At 71.5% G+C, this 16,161-nt stretch carries 15 protein-coding genes and 2 pseudogenes; 10 read left to right on the forward strand and 7 right to left on the reverse strand.

What is annotated here, in order from left to right:
* Both ABT297_RS40600 and ABT297_RS40605 read left to right on the forward strand, forming a co-directional pair.
* Positions 1–652, forward strand: a pseudogene (locus ABT297_RS40600) (hypothetical protein); the annotation flags it as partial.
* Positions 653–662: 10 nt separating this feature from the next.
* On the forward strand, positions 663–1,724 hold the full coding sequence (locus tag ABT297_RS40605) for a polyprenyl synthetase family protein (RefSeq protein WP_350558662.1): 1,062 nt from the start codon (positions 663–665) through the stop codon (positions 1,722–1,724).
* Here ABT297_RS40605 and ABT297_RS40610 read toward each other — a convergent pair.
* The 3 genes from ABT297_RS40610 to ABT297_RS40620 are packed head-to-tail and all read right to left on the reverse strand — an operon-like array spanning position 1,660 to position 2,629.
* A complete protein-coding gene (locus tag ABT297_RS40610; RefSeq protein ID WP_350558665.1) occupies positions 1,660–2,001 on the reverse strand; it encodes a lycopene cyclase domain-containing protein in 342 nt (113 codons plus the stop codon). The two genes, ABT297_RS40605 and ABT297_RS40610, sit on opposite strands and share 65 nt — an antisense overlap.
* Positions 1,998–2,318: a lycopene cyclase domain-containing protein gene (locus tag ABT297_RS40615; RefSeq protein WP_350558668.1), complete on the reverse strand. Its 321-nt coding sequence runs from the start codon at positions 2,316–2,318 to the stop codon at positions 1,998–2,000. Before ABT297_RS40615 ends, ABT297_RS40610 begins: the two co-directional genes overlap by 4 nt.
* Before the next feature lie 2 nt (positions 2,319–2,320).
* Positions 2,321–2,629 (reverse strand): Rv2175c family DNA-binding protein, encoded by a 309-nt coding sequence (locus ABT297_RS40620; protein ID WP_350558701.1) that lies wholly within the window; start codon positions 2,627–2,629, stop codon positions 2,321–2,323.
* A gap of 82 nt (positions 2,630–2,711) precedes the next feature.
* Between ABT297_RS40620 and ABT297_RS40625 the strand changes: the two genes are divergently transcribed.
* The 4 genes from ABT297_RS40625 to ABT297_RS40640 all read left to right on the forward strand — a co-directional run bounded on the left by ABT297_RS40625 (position 2,712) and on the right by ABT297_RS40640 (position 7,758).
* Positions 2,712–3,359 carry a hypothetical protein gene (locus ABT297_RS40625; RefSeq protein ID WP_350558671.1) on the forward strand — a complete coding sequence of 216 codons (648 nt, stop codon included), beginning with the start codon at positions 2,712–2,714 and terminating at the stop codon, positions 3,357–3,359.
* A gap of 33 nt (positions 3,360–3,392) precedes the next feature.
* On the forward strand, positions 3,393–5,354 hold the full coding sequence (locus ABT297_RS40630; protein WP_350558674.1) for a Stk1 family PASTA domain-containing Ser/Thr kinase: 1,962 nt from the start codon (positions 3,393–3,395) through the stop codon (positions 5,352–5,354).
* Complete coding sequence (locus tag ABT297_RS40635; protein ID WP_350558677.1) at positions 5,354–6,229, forward strand: deoxyribonuclease IV; 876 nt, start codon at positions 5,354–5,356, stop codon at positions 6,227–6,229. The genes ABT297_RS40630 and ABT297_RS40635 overlap by 1 nt, the downstream gene beginning before the upstream one ends.
* Before the next feature lie 221 nt (positions 6,230–6,450).
* A complete protein-coding gene (locus ABT297_RS40640; protein ID WP_350558704.1) occupies positions 6,451–7,758 on the forward strand; it encodes an MFS transporter in 1,308 nt (435 codons plus the stop codon).
* Here ABT297_RS40640 and ABT297_RS40645 read toward each other — a convergent pair.
* The 3 genes from ABT297_RS40645 to lpdA form a co-directional block, all read right to left on the reverse strand.
* Positions 7,719–8,753, reverse strand: a complete 1,035-nt coding sequence (locus ABT297_RS40645) for a threonine aldolase family protein (protein WP_350558680.1) — start codon at positions 8,751–8,753, stop codon at positions 7,719–7,721. The genes ABT297_RS40640 and ABT297_RS40645 overlap by 40 nt on opposite strands.
* Positions 8,746–10,140, reverse strand: coding sequence for a class II 3-deoxy-7-phosphoheptulonate synthase (locus ABT297_RS40650; protein ID WP_350558683.1), 1,395 nt, complete (start codon positions 10,138–10,140; stop codon positions 8,746–8,748). The genes ABT297_RS40645 and ABT297_RS40650 overlap by 8 nt, the downstream gene beginning before the upstream one ends.
* Before the next feature lie 67 nt (positions 10,141–10,207).
* Entirely contained in the window at positions 10,208–11,587 is a 1,380-nt protein-coding gene (gene lpdA / locus ABT297_RS40655; RefSeq protein ID WP_350558686.1) for a dihydrolipoyl dehydrogenase, read from the reverse strand.
* A gap of 145 nt (positions 11,588–11,732) precedes the next feature.
* Here lpdA and ABT297_RS40660 point away from each other — a divergent pair, with 145 nt between their 5' ends.
* A complete protein-coding gene (locus ABT297_RS40660) occupies positions 11,733–12,938 on the forward strand; it encodes an RNA-guided endonuclease InsQ/TnpB family protein (RefSeq protein ID WP_350558689.1) in 1,206 nt (401 codons plus the stop codon).
* A 15-nt stretch (positions 12,939–12,953) separates the two neighbouring features.
* Here ABT297_RS40660 and ABT297_RS40665 read toward each other — a convergent pair whose 3' ends face one another.
* On the reverse strand, positions 12,954–13,925 hold the full coding sequence (locus ABT297_RS40665; RefSeq protein ID WP_350558692.1) for a magnesium transporter CorA family protein: 972 nt from the start codon (positions 13,923–13,925) through the stop codon (positions 12,954–12,956).
* Between the two features lie 110 nt (positions 13,926–14,035).
* Between ABT297_RS40665 and ABT297_RS40670 the strand changes: the two genes are divergently transcribed.
* The 3 genes and pseudogenes from ABT297_RS40670 to ABT297_RS40680 all read left to right on the forward strand — a co-directional run.
* Positions 14,036–14,425, forward strand: coding sequence for an NYN domain-containing protein (locus tag ABT297_RS40670; protein WP_350558695.1), 390 nt, complete (start codon positions 14,036–14,038; stop codon positions 14,423–14,425).
* Between the two features lie 374 nt (positions 14,426–14,799).
* Positions 14,800–15,432 (forward strand): winged helix-turn-helix domain-containing protein, encoded by a 633-nt coding sequence (locus tag ABT297_RS40675; protein WP_350558698.1) that lies wholly within the window; start codon positions 14,800–14,802, stop codon positions 15,430–15,432.
* Positions 15,395–16,161, forward strand: a pseudogene (locus ABT297_RS40680) (endonuclease/exonuclease/phosphatase family protein); the annotation flags it as partial. The gene ABT297_RS40675 and the pseudogene ABT297_RS40680, both read left to right, overlap by 38 nt.

Here is a 16,161-nt window from a genome sequence, read left to right on the forward strand (position 1 = left end):
CCGGCTCGCGCTGCCGCTGCTGGCCGCGGCCCTGGCCCCGGCGCCCGCCGCGGCCCGCGGGCCCGCACGGCTCACGTCCATGAACACCGCCGACCTGCAGCGGGCCGCCACCTTCCCGAGCACGACCGGGCCGCACCGGCGTGCCACGTCCACGAATGCCTCCGGGCCGCACCGGCCGGGGACGGACGCGAACAGCGCCGGGCCGCCCCGAGCCGGCACCACCGCCGGCACCGCCGAGCCGCATCGGGGCGGCAGGGCCGCGGGCGGCGGCGCGCCGAGCGGGTCGACGCGGCGGCGGGGCGTGCCGGGCGGCCCAGGTGGACCGGGTGGACCGGGTGGACCGCGAACGGCGGGGACGCCGTCCCGGCCCGAGGGCGTGCGGTTCCGCGCGGCCGGGCTCGTGCACGTCGCCCGGGCTCGGGCGCTCGTCGCGGCCGGCGAGCTGGACGAGGCCTGCGTCGCGGCCTCCGCGGCGCTGGCGGGGTGCGTCTCCAGCGGGTCGGTCCGGGTGCTCCGAGATCTCGAAAGGGTCCGGCCAGGATTGAGATCTGGCACTCTTTATCGCGATTTTTCCGAAATGTACGAATCAGTGCGGCGACTGTTGCCCGGTGTGACGGGCACCGCCGAGCCGGCGGGGCGGGCTTCGAGCTAGCGTCTCTGCCGTGACGCACCCCTACCTCGACCGGGCTGACCTTCGCGTGCGGGTCCAGCGGGCCCTCGACCGGTTCCTGCGCCGGCGGCGCGAGCGGCTCGCCGAGATCGAGCCCGAGGCGCTACTGCCTGTAGCCGACGCCATCGACGCGCTGGTGCTCGGGGGCGGCAAACGCCTGCGGCCGGCGTTCGCGTACTGGGGGTATCGCGGGGCCGGTGGCGCCGACACCGACGAGATCGTCGCGGCCGTGGCGGCGCTCGAGCTGGTGCAGGCCAGCGCGCTCATCCACGACGACGTGATGGACGGGTCGGAGACGCGGCGCGGGGAGCCGGCGGTGCACCGGCGGTTCGCGAACCTGCACCGGGCGAGCGGCTGGCGCGGCGACGGCGACGGGTTCGGCACGGCGGCGGCGATCCTGCTCGGGGACCTGTGCCTGGTCTGGTCCGACGAGATGCTGCACGCCAGCGGGGTCGACCCGGTGACGCTCGCCCGGTCCCGGCCGGTGTTCGACGAGATGCGCAGCGAGGTGACCATCGGGCAGTACCTCGACGTGCAGACGCAGGCCACGGGCGACACGTCGACGGCCCGGGCGAGCCTGGTGGCGCGGTTCAAGTCGGCGAAGTACACGATCGAGCAGCCGCTGGTGTTCGGCGCGACGCTGGCCGGGGACGCGCCGCTGGCCAAGGCGTACTCGGCGTTCGGGCTGCCGCTCGGCGAGGCGTTCCAGCTGCGCGACGACGTGCTCGGCGTGTTCGGGGACCCGGCGGTGACCGGCAAGCCGGCCGGGGACGACCTGCGCGAGGGCAAGCGAACCTACCTGATCGCGGCCGCCATCGAGAGCGCCGGGCACAGCGTGTTCGACAACCGCCTGGGCGACCCGGGCCTGGACGCGCAGGGGGTGGCCCTGCTGCGCGGGACGATCGTGGACAGCGGGGCGCTGCACCGCACCGAGGAGCGCATCGCGGAGCTGACCGGGGCGGCGCTGCGGGCGCTGGACGCCGCGGAGATCACGGACGAGGCCCGGGAGGTCCTGACGGGCCTGGCCCAGGCGGCGACCCAGCGCGCGGTCTGAGGCGGGTCCACAGCGACAGCGTGCTGAGCACCAGGGCGAACCCGAACGCGAGGTCCTCGACCGGGGCGTGCGCCACGCGCATCCCGAGGATGGCCGACGGGCTGTAGAGCACGACACCGCGGCCGGTGAGAATCCCGTTGGACAGCAGCTGGAAGGCGAGCACGATCGGGTACGCGAGCCAGAACACGCGGCCGAGCACCAGGCGCGTGCGCAGCAGCGCCACATCGAGTACCACCGCCGAAACGACACCGATGGCGGCGGCCGCCGTGTAGGTCATCGGCGGGACCAGCGCCGCAGCGTCTGCCGGGTCGCCTCGAAACCCAGGATCGCGCACACCGGCACGACCAGGAAGAACAGCAGCTCCTCCAGGGGCAGGCCGCCGGGCAGGACGATCCCGGTGATCTGCCGCGGGTCGAAGGTCCAGTGCCCGGCGCGGATCGCCAGCAGGTCCCAGGCCACGAAGACGGCCGCGACCGGTGCGACGGTCAGCACGAGCCGCCGCACCTGTCGCAGTACACCCACCTTGAGCACCGGCTCGAGCCAGAGCGCGCAGGCCAGGCAGCCGGCGAGCACCAGCAGGTAGGTCCAGCGCACCGTCAGAAGCCCAGCGCCTGGGCGCGCCGCTTGACCTCGGTGGCCCGGTTGCCGTGCAGTGCCTCGGCGGGGGTGCCGGGCAACGATTCGTCGACGGTGTAGAGCCACCGGATGGCCTCGGCGTCGTTGTACCCAGCGTCGTACAACAACGTCAGTACGCCCGGAAGGTGCTTGAGCACACCCGTTTCGGTGATGAAGTCCGCGGGGACGCGCAGCACGCCGCCCTCCCGGACGGCGATGAGGGAATGGTCACGGACCAGCTGGTGCACCCGGTTGACCGGGATCCCGAGGCGTTCGGCCACGTCGGGCATGGTCAGCCACTCGGCGGGGCCGACAGGTTGTTCGCTCACACCAGCAGATTAATGCGCACACGTCGTGAGGGAGGAACGGGCAGTGGGGCTTTGGCTCAAGGTCCACCGAGAGGTCGCCGGTGCCTGGCGCTCCGCGTGCTACGACGTCTGCCGGCACGCGAACCGGCGGCGGGCCGCGCAGCAGCGCCTGGCGGAGACGGCCGAGGTCGGGCCGCGCCGCCATCGCGGCCAGCACGTCATGCACGGCGCGTACCGCAACCGGGTCGCCGCCACCACCGGGGTCGCGCTGCTGGTCGCGGGCGGCGCGGCGGGCACCTACCTCGCCGTGGCGAGCAGCCTGGCGCCGCTGCGGCCCGAGCCCTACGAGACGCCGGTGGCGGCCCCGGCCGCGCCGGCCACGAGCCCGGGATCCGCGCCCTCGGCGATCCGGCCGGCGGCGCCGCAGCCGACCCAGGCCCGGCCGCAGGCGCACCGGAACACCTCCCCGCAGCTCGTGGTGGTGCCGGAGGTGCCGGCGCCACCGCGGGTCGTGGGAGAGCTACCGACGCAGCAGACAACGGCTCCGGAGAGCGCCCCGGCCCCGTCGCCGAGCGTGAGCCCCAGCGAGACCGCCGGCCCATCACCCTCCGTGTCGGGTCTGTGGCCCTCGCCGTCATGGACAAATCCCTCTAAACGGGGACAAATCACCAATGACGACGCCACGTCGGGACAATCCGGCGACGGGCGCTGACCTTCGGCCGCACCAGCCGTACACTCGCAGCCAATGGATACCACGGTCGCCGATCCACTGCTCGGTGCGCTTGTCGACGAGCGCTACCGCGTGCGCTCGCGTGTCGCCAAAGGCGGCATGGCGACGGTCTACACCGCGCTCGATGAGCGGCTCGAGCGCACCGTCGCGCTGAAGATCATTCATCCCGCGCAGTCGCGTGATCCGCAGTTCTTGGACCGGTTCACCGACGAGGCCAAGACGATCGCCCGGCTGACCCACCCCAACGTCGTCGCCGTGTATGACCAGGGCACGCACCGCGGCCTGCCGTATCTGGTGATGGAGTACGTGCGCGGCCAGACCCTGCGCGAGCTGCTCGCCGAGCGGCGCCGCCTGCAGCCGCAGGACGCCCTCGCGATCATGGAGCAGATGCTCGCCGCGATCGCCGCCGCGCACCGGGCGGGCCTCGTGCACCGCGACGTCAAGCCGGAGAACGTGCTGGTCGCCGAGTCGCCGGGCGAGACGCACAATCTCATCGACGGCGTCGTCAAGGTCGCCGACTTCGGCCTCGCCCGCGCCGTCGAGGCAAGCGCCGACGAGACCGGCTCGCACCTGATGGCCACCGTCGCCTATGTGGCCCCCGAACTGGTCACCGACGGGCACGCGGACCCGCGCACCGACGTCTACTCGGCCGGCATCGTGCTGTTCGAGATGCTCACCGGCCGGGTGCCCTACGAGGCCGACCGCCCCGTCGAGGTGGCCTGGCAGCACGTGGACCGCGACGTGCCGTTCCCGTCGCGATACGTGCCCGGGCTGCCGCCGCAGCTCGACGACCTGGTGGCCCGCGCGACCCGCCGGGACCCCGGCGGCCGCCCGACCGACGCGGGCGCGATGCTCGCCGAGGTGCAGTCGGTCCGCGAGGACATCGGCACGGCGCTGACCACCCGGGCCCGCACGGTCTCGCCGCCGACCGTGGTGGTGCCGCGGGTCGAGTCGGTGCCGCAGACGTATCAGGCGACTCACGCCACCCAGCGCCCCTCGTGGGCCCGGCTGCCCGCCTCCGCTCCCGCGCAACCGGTGAACCGCCGGCAACGCACCGAACCCGGCCCCGGCGACGGTATGCCGGGACTGCTCGAGCGGATCAACACCAACCCACGAACCCGGCTCGCCGTGATCGCGGCGATGCTGACGTTCGGCCTGCTCGTCGCGATCGGCGGCTACTGGTTCGGCGTGGGGCGCTACACCGACGCCCCCGACCTGACCGCGAAGTCCAAGGACCAGGCCGCGCACCTGGCCACCGTCGGCGGCTTCAAGGTGAAGTTCGCCGACCCGAAGTACGACACGAAGGTCCCGAAGGACCAGGTCCTCTCCCAGGATCCACCGCCCGGCGGGCGCATCATCGGCGGCGGCACGATCACGTTGACGCTGTCGCTGGGCCCCGAGGTGTACAAGGTGCCCGACATCGCCGGCAAGGAGTGGGACCTCGCGCAGGTCGACCTGCAGGCCATGAAGCTGACCGGCAACCGCGCCGAGCGGTTCGACGACGCCGTGCCGGTCGGCTACGTCCTCGACACCGACCCGAAGATCGGCACGGAGGTCAAGCCGGGGCAGGCGATCACGGTCTACGTCAGCAAGGGCCCCAACCCGGTCAAGGTCCCGAAGCTCGTCGGCAAGCAACTCGACCAGGCCAAGCAGGATCTCGCCAAGGTGAAGATCTCGCTCGGCAAGGTCGAGGAGATCGACAGCGACAAGCCCAAGGGCGAGATCGTCTCGCAGAGCATCGCCGACGGCAACAGCGTCGCCGACGGCATGGTCATGGATGTGCAGATCTCCAAGGGCCCCGCGCAGATCCCGATGCCCGAGGTGCGCAACATGGCACTCGACCAGGCGCGCGCCCAGCTCGAGGGCCTCGGCCTGGTCGTCGACGCGCAGGGCTTCGGCACCGTCCGCCAGCAGAATCCACCGCCCGGCACGCCGGTCGTCCCCGGGCAGCACGTCACCCTGTTCGCCTTCTTCTGATGCCTGACACCACCATCGCCCCTGTCGGCGGGCACGCGCCCGCCGCCGGGGGCCTGGCCAAGGCCGCGCTGCGCTACGTCGAGCAGACGAAGGCGACGGCGGTCCAGGTATACGTCTCCAATCCTCGCGGCTGGGCGCTGACCGCGGGCGACGCGAAGCAGGACGACGCGTTCGTCGAGGGCTGCGAGGACCACGGCGTGACGGCGTACATCCACGCGGCGCTGCTGGTAAACCTGGGCTCGCCGACCGAGGCGACCGTGGAGCGCTCGCTGGCCACGCTCGAGCACGCGCTGCGCCGGGGCCGGGACATCGGGGCCCGGGGCGTGGTGTTCCACGCCGGATCCGCGGTGGACGCCGACCACGCCGAAAAGGCCTTCGCGACGATACGCCGGGTGCTGCTCCCGCTCCTCGACCAGGCCGAACGGGAGGGCTGGCCGCCGCTGCTGGTCGAGCCGAGCGCGGGCGGCGGGCGGTCACTGGCGTCGCGGGTGGAGCACCTTGCCGAGTACCTGACGGCCGTCGACCACCACCCCCACCTCGGCGTCTGCTTCGACACCTGCCACGCCTGGGCCGCGGGCCACGACGTGGCCACGCCGGGTGGCATGACCGAGACGCTCGACGCGCTCGTCACCGCCGTCGGCCCCGACCGGCTGCGACTGGTCCACGCCAACGACTCGAAGGACGCCTGCGGCTCGACCCGCGACCGCCACGAGTCGCTGGGCAAGGGCACGATCGGCGCGGACGCCTTCGCGGAGTTGCTCAGGCACTCGGCGGTCCGGGGCGTGCCGCTGATCGTAGAGACCCCAAGCGGCACGGACGCCGCGGACCATGCGGCGGACATCGCGCTCCTGCGCGCCGCGGCACCAGAGGACTGACGCCCAGACCGCGCGGACGCCACCCGAGCGGCACCGACAAGCCGAGTCGGCACGCCCCCGATTTATTTCGATATTTCGCCATTTATCGTTATCCCGCTTGACATCGACGGTCGTGACCAGAAGTCTGGCGCCGTGAATCTGCGCCGGCGCCCACCCATGCCGGGTGTGGTCCTCGCGCCTGAAGCGCCTGAAGCGCCCGAAGCCCCCGCGGTGCCCGCGTGATGCGCCGCGACCTCGCGGTCCTCGGCGCCGGACTCGCGGTCTCGACCGCCGGTGACGCGGCCGCGCTCGTCGCGCTCCTGCTGCGGCTGGAGCCGCACGGCAGTGGCTGGGTGGCCGGGCTGCTGGCGGCCGAGCTGGTGCCGTATGTCGTGCTGGCCCCGATCACCGGACGTATCGTGGACCGGTTCGAGACCAGGGCGGTGCTGCTCGCCGCGCTGGCCGGGCAGGCGCTGCTGTGCGTGCCGCTCGCGTTCGCCACGCCGCTGTGGGCGATCATCGCGCTGTTCGCGGGCGTCACGGCGTTCTCCGCGTTCGTACGCCCGGCCACGGCCGCCCTGGTGCCGGCCATCACGGGCGAGGAGGGGGCCGCCCGCGGGTACTCCGTCCTGGCAACCGGCACCGGGCTGGGCTGGATCGCCGGGCCGGCCGCCGGCGGCTTGCTCACGGGGGCGTTCGGCTCGACGACCGCCGTGCTGATGGACGCCGTCACCTTCGCCGTGCTCACGCTGGCGTGCTCCACCCTCGCCGCCCGGCGCCGCCCGGCCGGCGCGACCGCCGCGAGTGCCTCGCCGCCGGCGGCCGGGTCGCGCACGCCGATCGACGCGGACACCGCCGGCACGCCGGGCGACTCGGACGCCGTGAGCGCGCCGCGGGCAAAGCCGGCGACCGGGGGTGGGCTTCGACTGATCTTCGCCGATCGGCTGCTCCGCACGGCGCTGGTCGGCAGCGCGATCGCCATCAGCAGCGGGGTGATCGACAACGTGGCCGCGCCGTTCCGGTTCGTGGGGCAGCTGGGGGCGAGCCAGTCGGGCTACGGCCTGTACCTCACGCTGTGGGGCGTCGGCGCGCTCCTCGGGGCGCAGATCCTGCCGCGCATCCGGATGAGCGACCACGCTGGCCTCGCACTGGGCAACCTGCTGACCGGGGCCGGGATCGCGGGCATCGGGCTGGCCCCGAACCTGACGCTCGCGTTCGTCGCGTCCACGCTCGGCGGGCTGGGCAACGGCCTGGCGAACGTCTCGCAGAGCGCGCTGATCAGCGGGCGTACGCCGGCGGCCCAGCATGGCCGGGCCTTCGCGGCGGCCGGCGCCGTGATCCAGACCGCGATCGGCGCCGGTACCGCGGCGGCATCGCCCCTCGTCGCCCTCCTGCACGCCGACGGCGCGATGATCGTCGCGGGCGCGCTGACCTGCGCCACCTCGGGCGTAGCGCTGGCCATTTCCGGCATTATCACGAAGGCCGGACCGGAGCCCCGGGATATCCGGGCTCAGGAAGACAGCAGCATCGGCAGGACCTTCACCGCGTGATCGATGCCGTCCTCGGTCTGGTCTAGATGCGTGACCAGGCGGACCAGGCGAAGGCCCAGCACCGACACCAGGATGCCGTGCTCGCGCGCCGCCGTGGCGAACGCCGGGCCGTCGACCGGGGCACCGGTCAGGTCGAGCGGGACGATGTTGGTGCGGATGCGGGCCGGGTCGACGACCCCGGACGGGGCCAGGGCCTCGGCGAGGCGGCGGGCGCGATCGTGGTCCTCGGCCAGCCGCGCGATGTTGTTGCGCAGCGCGTAAAGCCCCGCCGCGGCCAGGATGCCCGCCTGGCGCATGCCGCCGCCCATCCGCTTGCGTAGCTTGCGCGCCGCGGCGATGCGCTGCGCCGAGCCGACGATCAGCGAGCCGACCGGGGCGCCCAGGCCCTTGGAGAGACAGACGGAGAGCGAGTCGAAGAGGCGGCCGTAGGTTGCCAGGGGCACGCCGTCGGCCACGTGGGCGTGCCAGATGCGGGCGCCGTCGCAGTGCAGGTGTACACCCGCGTCGTCGGCGATCGTGCGGAGGGCCCGGAGGGCCGCCAGCGGCAGGACCGCGCCGCCCTGGCGGTTGTGGGTCTGCTCGACGGCGATCGCGCGGGTCGCGACGGCGACGAAGCCCTCGGGGCGGATCATGTCGGCGACCACGGCCGGGTCGAGGTCGGCGCCGACCGACGGCCAGGTGCGCGTCGACACGCCGCCGAGCGCCGCGGCAGCGCCGATCTCGTCGGTGACCACGTGCGCGGCGGCGTCGCAGAGCAGCTCCTCGCCGCGCGGCACGGCGAGCTGCAGGGCGATCTGGTTGGCCATCGTGCCGCTGGGCGCGAACAGCGCGGCCTCGTGGCCGAAGAGCCCGGCGACGTACTCCTGCAGCTCGTGCAGCGTCGGGTCCTCGTCGAACACGTCGTCGCCGACCTCGGCCGCGGCCATCGCCTCGCGCATGGCGGGCGACGGCCGGGTGAGCGTGTCGGACCTGAAGTCGACGACGACGTCAGCCACGCAGCATCTCCGCGACGAGGAACGCCAGCTCCAGCGACTGCTGGGTGTTGAGGCGCGGGTCGCAGGCGGTCTCGTAGCGGTCCGGCAGGTCCTCGTCGACGATGGCCTGCGCGCCGCCGAGGCACTCGGTGACGTCCTCGCCGGTCAGCTCCACGTGCAGGCCGCCCGGGTGGGTCTCCAGCTCGCGGTGGACCTCGAAGTAGCCGAGGACCTCGTCGACGATGCGGTCGAAGTGGCGGGTCTTGTATCCGTTGGACGACTCGTGCGTGTTGCCGTGCATCGGGTCGCACTGCCAGACGACCCGGCAGCCGGCCGCGGTGACCTTCTCCACGATCGGCGGCAGCGCGTCGCGGACCTTGGTGCTGCCCATCCGGGACACGAACGTGAGGCGGCCGGGGATGTTCTGCGGGTTGAGCCGCTCGAAGAGCTCCAGCGCCTGCTCCGGCGAGGTGGTCGGGCCGAGCTTGACGCCGATCGGGTTGGCGATGCGCGACATGAAGTCGACGTGCGCGCCGTCGAGCTGGCGGGTGCGCTCGCCGATCCACAGGAAGTGCCCGGACAGCCCATACGGCCGGCCGCCCGCGATGCGCACCAGCGGCCGCTCGTACTCCAGCGCGAGGGCCTCGTGCGAGCAGTACAGCGTGACGCTGCGTAGTGCCTCGTCGTCGTTGACGCCGCAGGCCTGCATGAAGCGCAGCGCCCGGTCGATCTCGCGGGCGATCGCCTCGTAGCGCTGCCCGGCCGGCGAGGTCACCACGAAGCCCTTGTTCCAGTCGTGCACGGCGTGCAGGTCGGCCATGCCGCCGCCGAGGTAGGCGCGCAGCATGTTCATCGCGCTCGAGGAGTTGGCGTAGGCCCGGACCATGCGCTGCGGGTCGGCGACGCGCGCCTCCGGGTCCTGGTCGAGCGAGTTGATCATGTCACCGCGATAGGCGGGCAGGCCCAGCGAGTCGAGCGCGGACGAGCGCGGCTTGGTGAACTGGCCGGCGACGCGGCCGATCTTCACGACCGGCAGCGAAGCGCCATAGGTCAACACGACCGCCATCTGCAGCAGCGTGCGGGCGTTGCCCAGGACGTGGGCCTCGGTGTTGTCGGTGAAGGTCTCGGCACAGTCACCGCCCTGCAGCATGAACGCCTTGCCGTCGGCGACGAGGGCGAGGCGCTCGCGCAGCTGGTCGACCTCGTAGGGGGCGACGATCGGCGGCACGGACGTCAGCAGCTGCCCGACCTCGTCGACGGCGGCCTGATCGGGCCACGGCGGGGTCTGGGCCCGGGGCAGCGTGCGCCACCGGTCGAGGCCGAACTCGTCGTCATCCTGGTTGCCCGGGACGGCGACGCGGGAGATCTCCGGACCGGGGTAAGTGAAGTGGTGCCACTCCTGCCGCATGAGGCAAAGCGTACCGATCGGGATCGGCGGGCGGCGCGTCGCCGTCCCGCCGATCCCGCGTGCTGGACTACATGTTGATCATGTGTCCGGCCAGCCCGTGGACGGCCTCCTTGACCGCCTCGCCCAGGGTCGGGTGGGCGTGAACGTTGCGCGCCACCTCGTGGACGGTGAGGTCCCATTGCTGCGCCAGCGTGAGTTCGGGCAGCAGCTCGGTGACCTCCGGCCCGATGAGGTGGCCGCCCAGCAGTTCGCCGTACTTCGCGTCGCTGATCAGCTTCACGAACCCGGTCGCGTCGCCGAGGCCGTGCGCCTTGCCGTTGGCGGTGAACGGGAACTTCGCGACCTTGACGTCGAAGCCCTTCGCGCGGGCCTGCTCCTCGGTCCAGCCGAAGCTCGCGATCTGCGGCTGGCAGTACGTCGCCCGGGGGATCATGACGTAGTCGAGCTCCATCGTCTCGGCCCCGGCGATCGTCTCGGCGGCGACGATGCCCATCGACTCCGCCGCGTGCGCGAGCATGAGCTTGGCGGTGACGTCGCCGATCGCGTAGATGTGCGCGACGTTGGTGCGCAGCCGCCCGTCGACGTCGATCGCGCCGCGGTCGGTCAGCTTGACGCCGGTCTTCTCGAGGCCGTAGCCGTCCACCCGCGGCGCGAAGCCGATGGCCTGCAGAAGCTTGTCCGCCTCCAGCGTCTGCGACTGGCCCTTCGAGGACACCGTCACGCGCACGCCGTCACCGGTCTCGTCGACCGACTCGACGCGGGTCGAGGTCAGGACCGAAATGCCAAGCCTCTTGTACCGCTTGAGCAGCTCCGCCGACACCTCGGCGTCCTCCAGCGGCACGATCCGGTCCAGGAACTCGACGATGGTGACCTTCACCCCGTAGTTGTGCAGCACGTAGGCGAACTCCACGCCGATGGCGCCCGCCCCGGCGATGATGATCGAGGACGGCAGCTCCTCGGTGAGGATCTGCTCCTCGTAGGTCACGACCCGCTCCGACAGCGTGGTGCCGGGCAGCAGCCGGGTCGTCGCCCCGGTGGCGATGATGCAGTTGGCGAAGGTGATGGTCTCGTCGCCGACCTGCAGCGTGTGGTCGTCGAGGAACGTGCCCTTGGTGTGGTACTGCCGGATCTCGTTCTTCTTCATCAGGTAGTGCACGCCCTTGACCCGCCCGTCGGCCACCTTGCGGCTGCGCTGGAAGGCGGCGGAGTAGTCGAACGTGACCTCGCCCTGGATGCCGAACGTCTTGGCCTCGGCGGTGAAGATGTGCGCCAGCTCGGCGTTGCGCAGCAGTGCCTTGGAGGGGATGCAGCCGACGTTGAGGCAGACGCCACCCCAGTACTTGTCCTCGACGATGGCGGTACGCAGGCCGAGCTGCGCCGATCGCACGGCGGCGGTGTAGCCACCCGGGCCGGCACCCAGGACGACGACGTCGAAGTGTTCAGTCATCGGATTCCTTTCGTGGATCCTCCGGCCTTCAGGCCGGAGAGGAAACGGAACCCCTGCGGAGCAGGGCGGAGAAGGCCGATCCGCCGCCAAGGCCGATCGGTGTGTCACAGCAGTGTTCACTGATGAGCGTTCTAGATTGTGAGCCGTGTCCAGGGGTGTGGAGCGGGCGTTCAAGTACCGCTTCTACCCCAACGTCGAGCAGGCGTCCGAGCTTGCCCGGACGTTCGGGTGTGTCCGGCTGGTCTACAACATGGCGTTGCGGGCCCGGACCGAGGCGTGGACGCTGCGCCAGGAACGGGTCAACTACACCACCACCAGCGCGATGCTGACCGCGTGGAAGAAGACCGAGGAACTCGCCTTCCTCAACGACGTCTCCTCCGTGCCGTTGCAGCAGACGCTGCGGCACCTGCAAGTCGCGTACGCCAACTTCTTCGCCAAACGCGCCCGCTACCCCACCTTCAAGTCCAAGAAGCAGTCGCGCCGCTCGGCGGAGTACACCACCAGCGCGTTCCGGTACCGCGACGGCCAACTCACGTTGGCGAAGATGACCGAACCCCTGCACATCGTGTGGTCCCGGCCCCTGCCCGACGGTGTATCCCCGTCCACGGTGACCGTCAGCCAGGACGCGGCGGGCCGCTGGTTCGTGTCCCTGCTCTGCGACGACGTGATCGAGCAGGTCCCGGCCACGGACGCGGTCGGTGTCGACGCCGGGCTGAACAGCCTGCTCACCCTGTCCACCGGGGAGAAGATCAGCAACCCGCGGCACGAGCGCCGCGACCGGGCCGCGCTCGCCCGCGCCCACAGGAACCTCGCCAGGAAGGTGCAGGGTTCCGCGAACCGGGCGAAGGCCCGGGTCAAGGTCGCCCGCGTCCATGCCCGGATCGCCGACCGGCGCCGCGACCACCTGCACAAGCTGTCCACTCGGCTCGTTCGTGAGAACCAAACGATCGTGATCGAGGATCTGACCGTGCGGAACATGGTCAAGCATCGCAGCCTGGCCCGCGCGATCTCGGATGCGGCCTGGCGGCAGTTCCGCACCCTGCTGGAGTACAAGGCCGAATGGCACGGCCGGAACCTGGTCGTCGTGGACCGCTGGTTCCCGTCGTCCAAGCTGTGCGCTGCCTGCGGTGCGCACGCCGAGCGGATGCCGCTGCACGTGCGGTCGTGGACGTGCCGATGCGGGCGCGTCCACGACCGTGACGTGAACGCGGCCCGCAACATCCTCGCGGAGGGGCTCTCCGTGATTGCCTGTGGAGGCGGTGTAAGACCTCAACGAGAGTCCTCTCGGACGGGGCAGTCGTCGGCGAAGCAGGAACCCCCTGGGGCGACCCAGGGAATCCCCGTCCCTTGAGGACGGGGAGGGTAGTCAAAGCCAATCCTTGCGTTTGAAGGTGACGTACAGCCCCACTGACAGAAGCACGATGAGCACCGCCGAGACCAGGAACCCCCACTGCTTCTCAAAACCCGGAAACGGCAGATTCTGCCCGTAGTAACCGGTAACGGCCGTCGGTACCGCGATGATGGCGGCCCAGCTGGTGACCTTCTTCATGATGCTGTTCTGCCGGTTACCCTGCACCGCCAGGTTGGACTCCAGGATCGTGGCGGTGAAGTCGCGCAGGGACTCGGTGAACTCCGCCACACGCAGAACGTGGTCGTAGAGGTCGTGGTAATACGGCAGCATCTCGTCGTCCACGAGGTGCTCGCGGGCGCGCATGAGGCCGTTGACCAGCTCGCGCATCGGCAGGGCCACCTTGCGCAGCCGGCCGAGGCTCTTGCGCAGCCGGAAGCTGCGCCGCTGCACCCTGCGGATCGCCTGCGGCGTCTCCTCGAACAGGTGGTCCTCCAGCGCCTCCAGCGCCTCGTCGAGCTGCCGCACCGCGTCGAACTGCCCGTCGACGACGACGTCGAGCAGGCCGTGCGCCAGGTAGGCGACCCCGTGCCCGGCCAGGTCCGCGGTGGCGTCCCAGTGCTCGACCACGGGGTCCATGTCGAAGTCGGCGGCGTGCACGGTGATCAGGGCCCGCTCGGTTGCGAACACCGACACCTCGTGAATGTCCAGGTCGCCGGCCGGCCGGTCGAAGCCGACGGCGTACGCGTTGAAGAACACGTGCGACGGGTAGTGGCTGAGCTTGGGCCGCTCGTGCGGCGAGGCGGCGTCCTCGATCGCCAGCCGGTGCAGACCGAACTCCTCCTGCACCCGCTGGTAGTCCTTCCGGTCCGGGTCCGCCAGGTCCAGCCACACCACCGTGCCCGGTTCCTCGAGGTGCTCCGATATGTCCTCGAGCGGGAAGTCCTCGGCTTCCAGCCGTCCGTCCCGGTAGAGCCGCGTGCGCGCCATACCGCCCATCAAAGCAGAAGGAGGCCCCGGCGACCGGTTTCGCGCAGCGGGATCCACAGTGGACCGTCGACCGCCGCCGCTCGGCGGGCCGCCGGGGTAAGACTGACCGCATGGAACCGCTCATCATCGTCGACGGTGCGAACGTGGTCGGCTCGGTGCCGGACGGCTGGTGGCGCGATCGCGCGGGGGCGGCGGCCCGGCTGCGCGACGCCCTGGCCGATCGCGACCGATCCGCACTTCCCGGGGACGTCGTCCTGGTGGTGGAGGGCGCCGCTCGCGGGGTGCCGCCGGTCGGCGGAGTGCCCGTCGAGGCGGCCCCGCAATCCGGCGACGATCACATTGTGGCGCTCGTGCGCGGCAATGTGGATCACCGGCCCGTCATCGTGGTGACATCCGACCGGCTCCTCCGGCAGCGAGTGACGCAGCTCGGGGCGAGTATTGTCAGCCCGCGCGAGCTTCGCGCCGCCATCTCATATGGTGGAAGAACTGACTCTATCTAGCAGATAGGATTTACGGGCGATGTCTGCGCTGCATGCGCGGGTGGTGATGTAACACGATGAGACGATCTTCCACAATATGGGAAGCCATTGACCGCGAGGACGGGCTCACCGAAAGTTATCGGGGTACCGGTCTCGTGAATTGCCGGTGAATACCAACCCAAAACGTCTGACTAATTAGTCTCGATCTATTATGTGCGGCATGTTACACGACTGTCGCTTCATGTGACGTTCCTGGTAAGGTCGATGCCATGTGCCATGAGGTGCAACTAGATCCAATGTGGATATCCCGCCGCGAGCACCATTTCGACGGCCTTTGTCGAGTGACCCCCGGTTGAAATGGGCGTTCATTCAGAAGGTTTTCGAGAGGATTAGAAATGGCCGTTTCGGTCGTCGGCGCTCCAGACGTCGCAACTTCCGTGGTCACCATCACCGTCCACATCACGCTCAACGGCGAGGAACTCCCACCGGAGGCATCCCGCTTGCTCAGCGACCTTGAGGCGCTCGCCGCCAGCCAGGCCACCCAACACATCCAGCGCAACGTGACGCTTCCGCGCACCGGCTCCGCACCTGCCCCTCAGGCCCGCGCCCTGCGCCTCGTGGAGGCCGCGCCGGGCGTCTCCGCCACGACGGAGCCGCCGACCGCTCCGGCCGGCGGCGACGCGAAGGCCAGGCGCATCGGCCGCGCCACGCCCGACGCGCCCTCGCTCTACCTGTGCACCGGCTCCCGCCTGGTCCTGCAGGACGGCGCGCCGGTGCCGCTGACCCGCCGGGAGTATGACCTCTTCCTCTTCCTGTGCGAACACCCGCGCCGCGTGTTCAGCCGGGCGCAGCTGCTGCGCCAGGTGTGGGGCTACGACATGGTCGGCACCGAGCGCACGGTCGACGTCCACGTCCGCCGTCTGCGGGTGAAGCTGGGCGACGCCGCACGCATCATCGCCACCGTGCGCGGCGTCGGCTATCGTCTCGACGATGACGCCGCCGTCCAGGTCGTGGTCCGCGAGGACTGAGCACGCGACCACCATCGCGACAGCGGCAGGCATCCTGCTGCTGGTCGATCTCCTGCGGGTCTGGCTCCCGTCGATCATCACCATCTTCGGGCAGGCGGCGTCGACCCCGGCCGAGCTGATGGGCCTGTTCGCGCTGGCCTGGTTCGTCGCCGCAGTGGGCACGGTACCGCTGGCCGCGCGCATCGGCGTCCGGCGCGTGGCCCTCGCCGGCGCCCTCGGCCTCGCCGCCGCCCGGCTCGCACTGGTCTTCGTGCACGGCGGCCAGCCGCAGCTGTACACCGCTTCGGCCGGCCTGCTCGCCGGCCTCGCCTGGCTGACCGCGACCGCCGCGGCCGGCGCCCCGGCCGGCGTCGGCGTACCGGCCGGCCTGGCCGCCGCGGCGCTCGAGCACGCCGCGCTGTCGACCGTGGACCTGTCCTGGCGGTCGTGGTGGTGGGCGGCCCCGGTCGCCCTCGCCGAGTGCGCCCTGTTCGTCTGGGCCTGCCTCGGTCGCCGCCGTGAGCCGCCCACCGCCACGGCCGCCGGCGGCGGCTGGTTCCTCGTCGGGCCGGCGCTGCTGCTCGCCGGGGTGTACGCGCTCTCGCCCGCCGTCACCGGCGTCGCCGCGTCCTACCGCGCCGCCGGATACGCCGAGACGTCGCCGGTCGCGCTGCCGCAGCTCGCGACGGGCCTGGTGGTGCTCGCGTTCCTGGCCGTCGCGCTGGCTCCGCGCGTGCCGTCCGGCCGGCC

It is taken from the genome of Dactylosporangium sp. NPDC000555, assembly GCF_040300025.1.
Taxonomy (GTDB): domain Bacteria; phylum Actinomycetota; class Actinomycetes; order Mycobacteriales; family Micromonosporaceae; genus Dactylosporangium.

Bases quoted from the DNA above. Each gene is read 5' to 3' on its own strand.
- ABT297_RS40610 (WP_350558665.1), bottom strand. From the start codon at position 2,001: ATGACCTACACGGCGGCCGCCGCCATCGGTGTCGTTTCGGCGGTGGTA.
- ABT297_RS40620 (WP_350558701.1), bottom strand. From the start codon at position 2,629: ATGCCCGACGTGGCCGAACGCCTCGGGATCCCGGTCAACCGGGTGCAC.
- ABT297_RS40630 (WP_350558674.1), top strand. From the start codon at position 3,393: ATGGATACCACGGTCGCCGATCCACTGCTCGGTGCGCTTGTCGACGAG.
- ABT297_RS40635 (WP_350558677.1), top strand. From the start codon at position 5,354: ATGCCTGACACCACCATCGCCCCTGTCGGCGGGCACGCGCCCGCCGCC.
- ABT297_RS40640 (WP_350558704.1), top strand. From the start codon at position 6,451: ATGCGCCGCGACCTCGCGGTCCTCGGCGCCGGACTCGCGGTCTCGACC.
- ABT297_RS40650 (WP_350558683.1), bottom strand. From the start codon at position 10,140: ATGCGGCAGGAGTGGCACCACTTCACTTACCCCGGTCCGGAGATCTCC.
- lpdA (WP_350558686.1), bottom strand. From the start codon at position 11,587: ATGACTGAACACTTCGACGTCGTCGTCCTGGGTGCCGGCCCGGGTGGC.
- ABT297_RS40665 (WP_350558692.1), bottom strand. From the start codon at position 13,925: ATGGCGCGCACGCGGCTCTACCGGGACGGACGGCTGGAAGCCGAGGAC.
- ABT297_RS40670 (WP_350558695.1), top strand. From the start codon at position 14,036: ATGGAACCGCTCATCATCGTCGACGGTGCGAACGTGGTCGGCTCGGTG.
- ABT297_RS40675 (WP_350558698.1), top strand. From the start codon at position 14,800: ATGGCCGTTTCGGTCGTCGGCGCTCCAGACGTCGCAACTTCCGTGGTC.